Below are 13,107 nucleotides of genomic sequence, written 5' to 3' on the forward strand. Positions count from 1 at the left end.
CCATGCGGAAGTATCACAGCCACACGCTTCTGTACCTGCACGAGACCATCGCCCTGGGTTCCGGACGCAGCGATCAGTTCACCAAGGCGTTCGACGAGATCTATCACCCGATGATGTCCGATCTCGGCGCGCGACTCTTCACGATCTGGGAGTCCACGCCCTACAACGGGCACTGGCCACAGGTCACCATCATCTGGGAGATCGACGCGTTCGCTGACTACGCGCGCATCGGTAAGGCCCAGGCACGCGGCGGAAGTCACGCCGAGGCCGCCACCACGTGGGCGACCTATCTCGCCGACACCGGTGCTACGGGAGAGGGGCGGATCATGTACGCCGCCCCGCAGAACAAGAACCTCGCCGAACTCAAGGCGGCCAGTTTCAAGGCGGGCCTGGTGATCCAGGAGATCATGCAGACCAAACCCGGGCGCCAGGACGACTACATCAAGGAACTCGAACGGTTGTACGTGCCGTGGTCGGAGAGCACGGGCAAGCGATGGTTGGGGTCCTTCACCACCACGTTCCGGTTCAACGAGGTGATCCACTACTGGGCGCTCGACGGGGACTGGGAGTGCTTCGAGAATCACTACCCGTCGTGGAAGGACCAGCCGCCCGCCGAGATCGTCACGTGGATGCGGCTCGCGCCCGCTCTACGCGACGGTTGGGAGGACTCCATTCTCCAGGCCCTCCCACCGTCGCCGCTGCAGTGAACGCCCAGATGAGAACAGAGGCGATGCAGGACTTCTCGTACGACCCATTCGATCCGGCGGTGATGGCCGACCCGTTTCCGCACTACCGGGTGCTGCGCGACCACCACCCGCTGTATTACGTCGAGAAATGGGACACCTACGCGGTGTCGCGTTTCGCCGACGTGTGGGATGTGTTGGAGATCAACGACGGAACCTTCGTGGCATCGGAGGGCACGCTACCCGCCGCGACGGTTCTGGCGCACCACAACGACGGGCCGGTGCCCGATCCGCCGGTGCATCCGATGCCGTTTCACGCCAACTTCGACAACCCGATCTACGGTGGTGTCCGGGGCGCGCACTCAAGGCCGCTGCGGCCGCGCAACGTCGCGGGACTGGCTGACCGCATCCGTGAAATGGCCAACGAGCGCCTGGATATCCTGCTGCCGCAGGGGAACTTCGACCTGACCCAGGACTATGGCGGCGTCGTAGCGGCCTCAATGGTGTGTCACCTGGTCGGTCTGTCTGACGAGCTGGCGCCCGATGTGCTGGCCACGGTGAACGCGGGCAGCCTCGCCAAACCGGGTGACGGTGTCAACACCGCGAATGCCCGGCCCGGCTATCTCGAGTACCTGACCCCGATCGTCGTTCGCCGACGCGCCGAGGGCGCCGACGGTAGCCAGCCGATCGTCGACGGCCTGATCAACTACCGGCTGCCGGACGGGTCGGCGTTCTCCGACACCGAGGTCGCCACGCAGATGCTCGGCGTGTTCATCGGTGGCACCGAGACCGTGCCCAAGATCGTCGCGCACGGTCTGTGGGAGCTGTCGCAGCGTCCAGACCAACTCGCCGCCGTGCGTGCCGATCTGGAGTCCAACGTGGCTGTCGCGCGCGAGGAGATGATTCGCTTCTGCGCGCCCGCCCAGTGGTTCGCACGCACCGTGCGCACCCCATTCACATTGCATGGCACCACGATCGAACCGGGCCAACGCATCATCACGCTGCTCGCCTCGGCCTCGCGCGATGAGCGCGAATACGCCGATCCCGACGAGTTCATCTGGAACCGGCCCATCGAGCGACTCCTGGCGTTCGGACGGGGTCAGCACTTCTGCCTTGGTGTGCATCTGGCGCGCCTCGAGATCGGCATCCTCGTCACCGAGTGGCTCAAGCGGGTGCCCGAGTTCAGCGTCGACACCGAGGCCGCGTGGCGTCCGCCGTCGAGTTTCCAGTGGGGCTGGAACAACATCCCCGTGACGGTCCAGACCGGAGGTCACTGAGCCGTGTGGTCGTACCGACTCATCGCGCCGTACACATTCGAACGCACCGAGCAGCCCGTGCCCTCACCGGAGTCGTTGGCCGACGGGCAGGTGCTGCTGCAGTTCCTGGCCGCTGGCGTGTGCGGTAGCGACCTGCCGGGATTTCGCGGCACACAGGGCCGACTGCCGGGTGACACCGGCGCGTGTGCCGCCGGGATGCACGGATTCCCGATCCACGAGATCGCTGGCGAGGTCCTCGCCAGCCGACATCCCGAGCACACCCGCGGCGACCGCGTCGTGGGCTGGGCATCGGGTTTCGACGGCCTGATGGACCAGGTCGTCGCCGACGGCGAGGGATTGGTCCGCTACGAGCCCTCGCTCACACCGGAACTCGCGATCGGTCTACAGCCGCTGGCCTGCGTGCTCTACGCGGTCGAGCAGCTGGGCGATCTCGCGGGCAGGCACGTCGCCGTCATCGGACAGGGCTCGATCGGGCTGCTGTTCTCGTACGTGGCGAAAGCTGCGGGTGCTGCTCTGGTCACCGGTGTGGACCCCGTCGACCGGGAGACCCTCGGGCCGCGTTTCGGCGTCGACCGCGTTGTGCGCGCGACAAGTGACCGCTGGATCCGCCACCTCGATCCGGCCGATCGCCCTGACGTGGTCATCGAGGCCGTGGGGCACCAGGTCGCCACACTTGGCCACGCCGTTGAGGCGGCCGCGTTCGGCGGCACCGTGTTCTACTTCGGCGTGACCGACGATGACACCTATCCGATCAGCATGCGCACCATGCTGCGCAATAACCTGACCCTGAAATCGGGTGTGACACTGGAGCGTCGGCGCATGCTCACCGCGGCGTCGGCCTTCGCCGCCGCGCACCCCGACCTGTTGGCGGAATACCTCACCCACACGTTCAGGGTCGACGACGTACAGGCGGCGTTCGAGACCGCATGCCGGCCCACACCCGGCCGCGTGAAGATCGCGATCGTGCGATGACCGGCGGAAGGCTCATCGACTCGCTCGCTCAGCGCGCCCAGGTGTGGGGCGGTTGGGTGGTGGGCCCCACCATGACGGGACCCGAGGCCTTCGCACAGACGGGCTATGACTACGTCGGATTCGACTGCCAGCACGGCTATCTCGATGACGCCGACGTCGCGCTGTTACTCAAGGGCACCGAACACCTGCCGATCGCCACCGCAGTGCGGCTCCCGTCCACCGCCCCCGCGCCGATAGGCCGGGTGCTCGATGCGGGCGCCGACGCGATCATCATCGCGATGATCGAGACGCCGGAGCAGGCCGCGGAGGCGGTCGCCGCGACGCGTTTCGCTCCGGCCGGCGTGCGCAGCTTCGGACCGCTGCGGGCCAGCCTCGGCCACGACATCGCCCTTCTGCAGGATCGGGTGAGCGTGCACGTGATGATCGAGACCGCCCGCGGTGTGGCCGCAGTCGACGAGATCTGCGCGGTCCCAGGGCTTAGCGGCGTCTATGTCGGACCGGCCGACCTGGCCATCTCGATGGGCCACACCCTGGCCGACGCTTGGCGGCACCCTGCGGTACTCGACGCGATGGGGCACATCGTCTCCCGCGTCACCGCCGCAGGCTTGATCGCCGGCGTGCACGCAGGCGACGGTGCGATCGGCCGCACCGCTGCGGCCATGGGCTTCCGCGTCATAACCCTGGCCTCGGAGTCGCAGTCCCTGCGCCTGGGCGCCGCACGACATCTCGCGACCGCCAACGAACAGACCGACGAATCGCCTTCCAACGATGGGGGATACTCCTGACCACAAGCAGGAAGAACACCAGCGAGACCACCACCGACGCGCGGGTGGCTCTGGTCACCGGCGCGGCCCGCGGGCAGGGTGCGGCGATCGTGGCCAGGCTGCGCGCCGATGGATTCCGGGTGGCCGCGTGCGACCGCAACGCCGACGAACTGCGCGAGACCACCGGGTCCGGCGACGATGTCATCGCCGTGCCGCTCGACGTCACCTCCGAGGAGCAGTGGGATGTGGCCGTGCGCACTGTGGTGGCTCGCTTCGGTGGCCTGAGCACACTGGTGAACAACGCTGGCGTCCTACACCGCGCATCACTGTCCGAGGAGACCCCTGCCGGTTTCGAGGGCAGCTGGCGGGTCAACTGCCTCGGCCCCTTCCTCGGTATCCGTGCGACGCTGGCGCACCTGAGGCAGGCCCATGGTGCCGCGATCGTCAACACCTGCAGCACCGGGGCGGTCCGACCGTTCCCCAACCACGCCGCCTACGGTTCGTCGAAATGGGCGCTGCGCGGGCTCACCCAGATCACCGCGGCCGAGCTGGCATCGTCCGGAATCCGAGTCAACGCCGTGCTTCCCGGCCCGATCGAGACCCCGATGCTCGACGAGAACACCCAGCGGCGGCTCAGCGAGATGTCGACTGGTGGGCGGCTCGGAAAGCCCTTCGAGGTGGCCGACGCCGTGGCATTCCTGGTGTCGGATGCCGCATCGTTCATCACCGGCTCCGAACTCGTGGTCGACGGTGGCCAATCGCTGCGGATCGGATGACGGGTATGGCCAAGGGGCCCTCGGTGGGCATCATCGGTGCAGGACCCGGCGGGTTGGCGTTGGGCATTTTCCTCAAGAGGGCGGGCTTCGAGACCTTCACCATCTTCGACCGTGAGGATGGCGTCGGCGGGACATGGCGCATCAACACCTATCCGGGTCTGGCCTGCGATGTGAAGTCACACCTGTACTCGTTCTCCTTCGACCTGAACGCGGGCTGGTCGAGGCTGTGGTCGGGACAGGCCGAGATTCTGGAGTACTTCGAACGTTGTGCGCGGCGGCACCGGTTGGGGCCCCACCTGACGCTGAACACCGAGGTGACCTCGGCACGCTGGCAGGAGTCGTCAAGGACCTGGCGGTTGATGACCGCGACCGGCGAGGAGCACGTGTTCGACGTCGTGGTGTCCGCGATCGGACTGTTCACCCAGCCGACGATGCCGACACTGCACGAGGAGGAGCCGTTCACCGGCACCGTGATGCACACTGCCCGCTGGGACCACGATGTCGACCTGACAGGCAAGGACGTCGCTGTGCTCGGAACGGGCTCCACCGCAGCACAACTGGTACCCGAGGTCGTCAAGGTGGCCAGGAGTGTGTACTCCATACAGCGGTCGCCGACGTGGGTCCTGCCCAAACCCGACCGCGAGTACACCGACCGCGAGAAGTGGCTGTTCGCCCACGTGCCGTTCGCCAAGCGTCTCTACCGCACCCGGTTGTGGCTGCGCAGTGAGTCCAACATCTCGGTGATCGAGCATGGCAGCGACAAGACCCATGAGTTCCGGTCGGCGGCTGCGGCCATGCTCGAGCGAACCGTCGTCGACACCGACCTGCGCAAGCGCCTCACGCCCGAGACTCCCATCGGCTGCAAGCGATTGGTGTTCTCGTCGGATTTCGTGCCCGCGCTCACGCAGTCGCATGTCGAGGTGGTGTCCAGCCCGGCGCGGGCACTGCGCGCCCGCTCGCTGGTTACCGAGGACGGTCGCGAACTCGACGTCGACGTCGTGGTGTGTGCGACCGGGTATGCCGCAGCGGACTACCTGGGCCAGATCGAGGTGACGGGGGAGCACGGCCAGACGCTGCACGAGGCCTGGCGCGACGGCGCGTACGCCTATCTGGGCATGGCGGTCCCAGGTTTCCCGAACCTGTTCATGCTGTATGGGCCGAACACCAACGTCGGTTCCAACAGCGTCATCTTCATGCTCGAGGCGCAGGCGCGCTACGTCGTCAAGGCCCTGCAGCACATGCGGCGGCGCAGGAGATCCTACGTCGCGGTGCGGGCGCAGACCATGGCCGACTTCATCGCTCGGATCGACGAGTGGATGGACGGCACTGTGTGGACGACGCGGTGCAGCAGTTACTTTCGGGCCGCCAACGGCCGTGTCGTCACCCAGTGGCCGCGCAGTGCGCGTGACTTCTGGGCGATGACGCGTCGATTCCGGGCTGGCGACTACATCTTCGAACCACCGACCGAGAGGCCCGACATCCACGTCGATGCCCATGCAGTGGCGGGCGGTGACGCACTGTGACGGCGGGCGCCGGGGCGGACGCCGACACGACGCACCGGCTGGCGTCCGCGCTGCGCCATCTGGCCGCCGCGCGGGTGGATCTGGCCGCGGACCTGCTGCCCGCCGTGCGGGATTCGATCAACGAACGACGGCAAGCGAGCGCAGCGGCCCTGGACACGTCGGGTGTGGATGTCACCGACGCCATCGCTCGCGATGAGCACGGGCGAGGAATCGGGGTCCGCATCTATCGGGGTGCGACGACGCGAGCCCCCGCGGTGCTGTTCTGCCACTCCGGTGCCTTCGTGCTCGGCAACCTCGACATCGACCACCGTCAATGCGTCGAGCTGGCCCGGCGGGCAGCCGTCACGGTGGTGTCGGTGGACTACCGGCTGGCTCCCGAGCATCCGCATCCGGCGGGGTTGGATGACGTGTTGGCGGTCCTGAAATGGATTGTGGCCGAATCGGTTGATCTCGACATCGATCCGCGCCGACTCGCCATCGCGGGCAGCAGTGCCGGCGGCGCACTCGCCGCACTATTGGCTCAGTTGGCGGCGGACGGTGACGCACCACACGTGGTGTTCCAACTGTTGCACCAGCCGGTCCTCGACGACCGGCCGACGCCGTCGAAGTTCGAGTTCGTCACCACGCCGGGTTTCGACGGGCCAGCCACATCGCAGATGTGGGACCACGTCGCGGCCGGCGAGGCCGTGCCCCCGTCCGCCGTGCCCGCGCGCCGTGACGAGCTCACCGGGGTCGCGGACGCACTCATCACGTGTTCCGAACTCGACCCGCTGCGCGACGAGGCCGTCGACTACGCGCTGCGGCTGATGTGGGCCGGAGTCGGCACCGAACTGCACGTCTTTGCCGGCACGTGCCACGGGTTCGACTCGCTGCTACCCGAGTGGGACGTCAGCCAGGCGCTTTTCGCGATGCAGGGTGAGGCGCTGCGTCGGGCCCTGCACCCCGGTCCCTAAGCGGTTGCGGCCGAGTCGAGTTCGCGCGCGATGGCGGCGTGATACTTGTCGATGTTGGCGGGGTTGACGATCTTGAAGAAGCCGTCCGGCAGAGGAGCGTCCCGGTACCCCTCGATGGTCATGGTCCGTGCGAACAGCGTTACGCCCGGCCCCGGCTGGGTGAACTGATACTGCACGGTGATCCGGCCCGGCATCCCGCCGTTGCCCTCGCGGTCGTGGCCGAGCCGCCCGACCGAGTTGAACACCCACATCTTCGGGCGCATGGCGATCGCGAGATGCCAGGTGAAGATGCGGTCGCCGTCCGGTCCCGCCTCGGTCCAGGTGTCACCGACCTTCAGCGGCAGGTCGTTGGTGACGCTGCCGACGTGGGAACTGCCCGGGTAGGTCTTGGTCCAGTTCACCGGGTTGGTGACGAAGTCGTAGATCGTCTCCGGTGACTGGGTGAATGCGGTCTCCGAAGTGGTCGTGACGATTCCCACGTGCGCTGGCCTCTCGATGGTCGATGACGGTCACGGAGTAGCTTTACAAATCGTCGCCGAATTGTCACGCTTGGTGCGAAACGAGCAGGAGGCGGCGAACGATGGTGATCCGAGCGGTACGGCTGGGCGCACACATGGGGCACGGGGTCGGGCGACTGGCCATGGACGCCGCGCTCGGGCGGGCGCGGTCCTTTCCGCGCCGCGTCGCCGACCTCGGGACCGAGGTGTTGTCGAAGGTGATGGGATGCACCGTCGAGTCGGTGACCGTTCTGGAGGGGGAGGCGGGGACCTCGTCGCGGGCTCGGCTGGCGCTGTCGGGTCGCGACGTTCCCGAGTCGGTGTTCGTCAAGCTCTCGGCCGCGACCGCTGCCACCCGGATGCTGGGCGAACTCGCCCGTCTCGGTGAGACCGAGGCCCGGTTCTACGCGGCGCTGGCACCGCAACTCGGCGCGGGCATCCCACGCTCGCACGGGGCGGCGTTCGACCCGCTCACCGGACGCTACGTGGTGGTCCTTGAGGACATGACCACGGCGCCGTGTCAGTTTCCCGACACGCTCAATCCGCTCGACGCCGACCAGATGGCCAGCCTGATGGAGGTACTGGCCGGTCTGCACGGCAGTTTCTGGGGACGATTGCCCGAGAAGCCCGGTGGCGGTGGCGCATTCGGCTGGCTTGCGGCACCGTCGCAGGATCCCGCCAACCTGCTCACCCCGGCGTTGATGAAGATGTCGGCCCGCAAGCTCGCGGACCGGACGGACGTGCCGATCGAGGCAGGCCGGTATCTGTGGGAGAACTACCAGCGCGCCACCGAGATCGTCGACGCGGGCACACACACTGTGTTGCACGGCGACTCCCATCCCGGCAACACCTACTTCCGCGACGGCCGCGCGGGCCTGCTGGACTGGCAGGTGGTGCGGCGTGGACACCCATCGCGCGATCTCACGTACACGCTGGTGCTAGGCCTTCCGGTGGACCAACGTCGCGCCGCCGAGCGGGATCTGCTCGACGTCTACCGAGGCGCGCTGGCAGCGGCCGGTGGCCCCGAGTTAGGCCGCGACGAGTTGTGGACCCGCTACCGGCAGGCGGTGACGTACGCATACGTGTCGCCGCTGACCACCGCGGGCCTCGGCGGTATGCAGACCGAGGGCATCGCGTTGGAGGGGCTGGCCCGTGCGGTGGCCGCCGTCGAGGACCTGGAAACCGTCGCGGCGCTGCGGCAGGCCGCCTAACCCCTGCGATTCGGGCGCGCTTTCGTTCGCTCACCGACGGTTAACGCGCCGAAATCGCCACAGTGGCCGGGGTGGCCCGCCGGATTGCGTTACAAACTTCATGGTAAGTGTTAGGTATAGGCGCACGCGCCCGCACTTTCCAGACAGGGGTCGACGATGGACTTCGCACATGTCGAGCTGTCCGACGAGGACAGCGCGTTCCAGACCGAACTTCGGGAGTTCTTGGCGTCGATCGTCACCGACGAGGTGATCGCGCGTGATCGCGCGACGGGTGAGAACTTCGACGAGGGAGTGCATCTCGCGCTGGCCGAACGTGGCTATCTGGAGCGGGACTACCGCCCCGCGGAGGACGGCGGTTTCACCGCGGTGCGCAGACGGATCTGGGAACTGGAGATCGGGCGCGCACACACGCCGTGGTTCCACTGGGGTACGACGGCAATGGTCGCGAAGTCCGTGGAGCAGTTCGGGTCGCGCGACCTCGTCGCGGAGGTCATGCCGGGTGTGCTGGCCGGCCGTCTACGGCTCTGCCTGGGCTACACCGAGCCCGACGGCGGATCGGACGTGGCGACCTGCAAGACCCGCGCCGTGCGTGACGGTGACGGCTGGATCATCAACGGCTCCAAGATGTTCACCTCGAACGCCCACAACGCGCAGTACGTCTTCCTCATCACGAACACCGATCCGGCAGCGCCCAAGCACAAGAGCCTGACCATGTTTCTGGTGCCGCTGGCCAGCCCCGGCGTGGAGATCCAGGCGATCCGCACCGTCGACGGCGACCGGACCAACATCACCTTTTACAGCGACGTGCGCATTCCCGACCACTATCGGGTTGGCGACGTCAACGGGGGTTGGTCGGTCCTGCGCGAGGCGCTCAACGCCGAGCACGGCACCGTCGAACGCGATGGCGAGGGCCTGCAGAAGATCGCGACCATGACCGAGCACCTGCTCCTGCTCGCCGACGGTCTCGACCGCGTCGCCGGTATCGTCGGTCGACCCGACTCGACCGGCAGACGGCCCGTCGATGACGAGTCGGTCGCCTACCGGCTGGGCCGGGCCGCCGCGCGTACCGAGGCCGCGCGCAGCACACCGGAGAAGTTCGGCCGCGTGGCGATCGCGCAGGCGCTGCGAGAGTTGGCACCTGACCTCATGGACATCCTCGGCGCGGCGGCCGTGCTGCCCGTGGGTACCGACGGGGCCGCCGACGCGGCCGACGATGGCGGTATCGAGTACCTGTTCCGGCTGGCATCCCCGATGGGCATCTACGGCGGCACCCTCGAGGTGTTCCGCAACATGATCGCCCAACACGAACTCGGCCTGGGGCGACCCAACTACACGCCCACCCTGGCGTCCTGAGAGGACTGTGTCAGTGCCTGCGACAACAAAGCCTGCAAGAACCAAGCCTGCGAAGATGCGGTACACCTTCACCCACCCGATGCACAGCCATCCGTACAACCCGGAACTCGTGGACGGCAGGGGAGTGGCCGCGGTGGCGGTCGCGGCCGAGACGGCCGGATTCAGCGGTTTCGGGTTCACCGATCATCCCGCGCCGACCCAGAAGTGGCTTGAGCACGGGGGCCACGACACGCTGGATCCGTTCGTGGCGATGGGATTCGCTGCCGCACACACCACGACGCTGCGGTTGATCCCGCATGTGGTGGTGCTGCCGTATCGCAACCCGTTCGTCGTGGCGAAGGCCGGTGCGACGCTCGACGTGTTGTCCGGCGGCCGGTTCACCCTCGCCATCGGCGTCGGCTACCTCAAGCGTGAGTTCGCCGCTCTCGGTGTCGACTTCGACGAGCGCGGCCAACTCGTCGAGGAGGCGCTGGAAGTGATCCGCGCCGTCTGGACCACCGACGACATGTCGTATGAGGGTCGTCATTTCAGCGCCAACGGGATCACCGCGCACCCCCGGCCGGTCACCCACCCGCACCCACCGATCTGGATCGGCGGTAACACCGGTGCAGCCCGCCGCCGCGCCGCAGAGTTCGGCGAGGGCTGGTGCCCGTTCCCGGCGCCGGCGATCCTGGCTCAGACCGCCCGCACCGCGGCGATGGACTCACTCGATGATCTCAAGGCCGGCATCGATGACCTTCACACCAAGTGCGTGACGCTGGGCCGTGACCCGTCGGTGCTGGACATCATGTACTCCAACAGCGTGGGCGGCAATCCCGGTGATGACGACTTCAACCCGGAGGTCTACCTCGAGGGCGTCGCGAAGCTCGCCGCGCTGGGCGTCACATGGATACAGGTGGCGGTGCCGGGCGATAGCCTCGCGCACACGCTGGAGTCGATCGAGAGGTTCGGCCGCCTCGTCATCGACGCGGCCTGAATTCGATCGGGGTTAGCGGGTAAAGCCGCGGCGACGCATCCACCAGTCGCGGGCGACGATACCGAGGATCACCACGGCGAAGAAGACGAGGAAGACGTCCTCCACGTGGCCAACGTGGTTGCCGTGCATCATCGCGAGCATGAAGAGCGCGGACAGGATGCCGCCGATGCGGATCAGCCGGGGGTTCTCCTTGGACCAACCCCAGTTCGCCGAGGGCACTTCCTCGACGTCGACGCCGGTGTGTCGTTCCACCTCGGTGTTCGCCACGGTTGCTCCTTACGGTCTGGGTCCTGCGCCATTCTGGCATACGACGCGGCGTCGTATTCGGTCGGTGTCACCGCCGGCGCGCGTCTCAGCGGATCTCCCCGTAGCGACGCAGCGCCTCGGAACGCTCGGCCTTGTGGTCGACCATCGGCTCGGGGTAGTGCTCGCTGCCGTACTCCGGGACCCAGCGCCGCACATAGACCTCGTCGGGGTCGAACTTGTCGCCCTGGGTGCTCGGGTTGAACACCCGGAAGTAGGGCGCCGCGTCCGTGCCACACCCCGCAGCCCACTGCCAGCCGTGCTGGTTACTGGCCATATCGCCGTCGGTGAGCTGCTCGAGGAACCAGCGCGCGCCCCACTGCCACGGCAGGTGCAGGTCCTTGACCAGGAATGACGCCACGATCATCCGCACGCGATTGTGCATGAACCCGGTTTCGGCGAGTTGGCGCATACCCGCGTCGACGATCGGGAAGCCGGTTCGGCCCGCCTTCCACGTCTCGAACCGGGCTTGGGCGTCATCGTCGTCATCGGTCTCGATACCGTCGAAGGACCTGTTCCAGTTCTGCCAGGCGCTTTCCGGCCATTCGTGGAGCACGCCCGCATAGAAGTCGCGGAACGCTAGTTCCCGCAGGTACGCCTGAGCGCCCGCGCCGCTACCCAGGTCCGCGGCCATCGTGCGCGGATGAATCGTGCCGAACTTGAGGTGCGCCGACATTCGGCTGATGCCGTCGGCGTCGGGCCGGTTGCGGTCGTCGGCGTATCTCGCGAGGCCGTCCGAGATGAAGTGGCGCCACTGGGCGCGTGCCGCGCTCTCGCCGGCCGGTAGGTCGAGTTCGATGTCGCCGGTGGGGATGTCGACTCCGCCGTCCACATCGGCCGGGTCGATCCACTCCGCCGACGAAGGGCCGGTCACCGCCGGGGCGCGCCAGCCATGGTCGCGCCAGGCGGCGTAGAACGGCGTGAACACCTTGTAGGGCGTGCCGTCACCCTTGGTGACGCGCCCCGGTGTCACCAGGTACGGCGAGCCAGACACCTCCAGCGGCACGTCACCGAGGGCGGCACGCACCGCCGCGTCGCGACGTATGCCGAACGGCGAGTAGTCACCCGTCACGTGCACCGAGCGCGCGCCGATCTGCTTGGCCAGGGCTGGTATTCGGGTCTCGGGGCGGCCACGGGTCACCAGCAGCCGACCGTTCAGGCCGTCGCGCAGTTCGCGTAGCGCGTCGTAGAGGTAGGCCAGCCGCCGTCCGCCCGACGACGCCTGCAACCGCGGGTCGAGCACGTAGCAGGCCAGCACCGGTTCATCGGCTGCGGCCGCGTCCAGGAGCGGCGGCAGATCGTGAAGGCGAAGGTCCCGCCGAAACCACATCAGCGTGGGCATGGATTGATCTTGCCCCGAATTTGCCGTCTGAAAACCCGGGGGGTGAGGCAGGGTGAGGGAATGCAATTCTGGTCGGGGACGACGAGTGCCACCACCGGAGCTGGACCTGGCTGGTGTCGGTCGAAGGGTGTGGTGGCGCCTGCACTGGGCGGGCAAGCGGGAATCAGTACAAGCCGTGAAGAATCTGCCGGACTGCACCTCCTCTCGTCCATCCCGGCTGTGGTCCGGCTGCCGCTGCCGGGGGCTGCGCTGAACTCACACGGCTATGACGTTAACTTGGTGTTTGACCTTCTCGACTTCAACAAGAACGACCTGATCTCTGCGCTAGGTGCGTCCTTGCCGCACGCCCGACTTTCCCCGACGCTGTGCTCACCCGACTCGTTTCACAGCTCGACACGAATCTGATCGGTGACGCCGGCATCGCCTTGGGAAACGGGACAAGAAGGTCGTCGGTGGCTTGCGCATAGGTGCGTCCCT

At 67.3% G+C, this 13,107-nt stretch carries 13 protein-coding genes; 10 read left to right on the forward strand and 3 right to left on the reverse strand.

What is annotated here, in order from left to right; all coding sequences use genetic code 11:
* The first annotated feature begins 2 nt into the window (after positions 1-2).
* From ACZY0X_RS22295 to ACZY0X_RS22325, 7 genes are read left to right on the forward strand one after another with little or no spacing between them, the layout of a single operon-like run.
* A complete protein-coding gene (locus tag ACZY0X_RS22295) occupies positions 3-707 on the forward strand; it encodes an NIPSNAP family protein (RefSeq protein WP_463773513.1) in 705 nt (234 codons plus the stop codon).
* Positions 708-715: 8 nt separating this feature from the next.
* Positions 716-1,960 (forward strand): cytochrome P450, encoded by a 1,245-nt coding sequence (locus ACZY0X_RS22300; RefSeq protein ID WP_463773514.1) that lies wholly within the window; start codon positions 716-718, stop codon positions 1,958-1,960.
* A 3-nt stretch (positions 1,961-1,963) separates the two neighbouring features.
* A complete protein-coding gene (locus ACZY0X_RS22305; RefSeq protein ID WP_463773516.1) occupies positions 1,964-2,932 on the forward strand; it encodes a zinc-binding dehydrogenase in 969 nt (322 codons plus the stop codon).
* Positions 2,929-3,717: an HpcH/HpaI aldolase family protein gene (locus tag ACZY0X_RS22310; RefSeq protein WP_463773517.1), complete on the forward strand. Its 789-nt coding sequence runs from the start codon at positions 2,929-2,931 to the stop codon at positions 3,715-3,717. Before ACZY0X_RS22305 ends, ACZY0X_RS22310 begins: the two co-directional genes overlap by 4 nt.
* Before the next feature lie 44 nt (positions 3,718-3,761).
* On the forward strand, positions 3,762-4,472 hold the full coding sequence (locus ACZY0X_RS22315; protein ID WP_463773519.1) for an SDR family NAD(P)-dependent oxidoreductase: 711 nt from the start codon (positions 3,762-3,764) through the stop codon (positions 4,470-4,472).
* A 5-nt stretch (positions 4,473-4,477) separates the two neighbouring features.
* On the forward strand, positions 4,478-5,995 hold the full coding sequence (locus ACZY0X_RS22320; protein ID WP_463773520.1) for a flavin-containing monooxygenase: 1,518 nt from the start codon (positions 4,478-4,480) through the stop codon (positions 5,993-5,995).
* Complete coding sequence (locus ACZY0X_RS22325; protein WP_463773521.1) at positions 5,992-6,948, forward strand: alpha/beta hydrolase; 957 nt, start codon at positions 5,992-5,994, stop codon at positions 6,946-6,948. Before ACZY0X_RS22320 ends, ACZY0X_RS22325 begins: the two co-directional genes overlap by 4 nt.
* Here the strand turns inward: ACZY0X_RS22325 and ACZY0X_RS22330 are convergent.
* A complete protein-coding gene (locus tag ACZY0X_RS22330; RefSeq protein WP_463773522.1) occupies positions 6,945-7,427 on the reverse strand; it encodes an SRPBCC family protein in 483 nt (160 codons plus the stop codon). The genes ACZY0X_RS22325 and ACZY0X_RS22330 overlap by 4 nt on opposite strands.
* Positions 7,428-7,528: 101 nt before the next feature.
* On the opposite strand from ACZY0X_RS22330, the gene ACZY0X_RS22335 reads away from it, so the two are divergent.
* The 3 genes from ACZY0X_RS22335 (at position 7,529) to ACZY0X_RS22345 (ending at position 10,985) form a co-directional block, all read left to right on the forward strand.
* Positions 7,529-8,656, forward strand: a complete 1,128-nt coding sequence (locus ACZY0X_RS22335; RefSeq protein WP_463773524.1) for a phosphotransferase family protein — start codon at positions 7,529-7,531, stop codon at positions 8,654-8,656.
* Positions 8,657-8,812: 156 nt separating this feature from the next.
* On the forward strand, positions 8,813-10,009 hold the full coding sequence (locus ACZY0X_RS22340) for an acyl-CoA dehydrogenase family protein (RefSeq protein WP_463773525.1): 1,197 nt from the start codon (positions 8,813-8,815) through the stop codon (positions 10,007-10,009).
* A 55-nt stretch (positions 10,010-10,064) separates the two neighbouring features.
* Positions 10,065-10,985 carry an LLM class F420-dependent oxidoreductase gene (locus tag ACZY0X_RS22345; RefSeq protein WP_463773527.1) on the forward strand — a complete coding sequence of 307 codons (921 nt, stop codon included), beginning with the start codon at positions 10,065-10,067 and terminating at the stop codon, positions 10,983-10,985.
* A gap of 12 nt (positions 10,986-10,997) precedes the next feature.
* On the opposite strand, the gene ACZY0X_RS22350 is transcribed toward ACZY0X_RS22345, so the two are convergent.
* Together ACZY0X_RS22350 and ACZY0X_RS22355 are read right to left on the reverse strand one after the other, a co-directional pair.
* On the reverse strand, positions 10,998-11,252 hold the full coding sequence (locus ACZY0X_RS22350; RefSeq protein ID WP_463773528.1) for a DUF2631 domain-containing protein: 255 nt from the start codon (positions 11,250-11,252) through the stop codon (positions 10,998-11,000).
* Positions 11,253-11,337: 85 nt separating this feature from the next.
* On the reverse strand, positions 11,338-12,630 hold the full coding sequence (locus ACZY0X_RS22355; protein ID WP_463773530.1) for a cryptochrome/photolyase family protein: 1,293 nt from the start codon (positions 12,628-12,630) through the stop codon (positions 11,338-11,340).
* Between the last annotated feature and the right edge of the window lie 477 nt (positions 12,631-13,107).

This window comes from Mycobacterium sp. IDUB_39 (assembly GCF_055419205.1).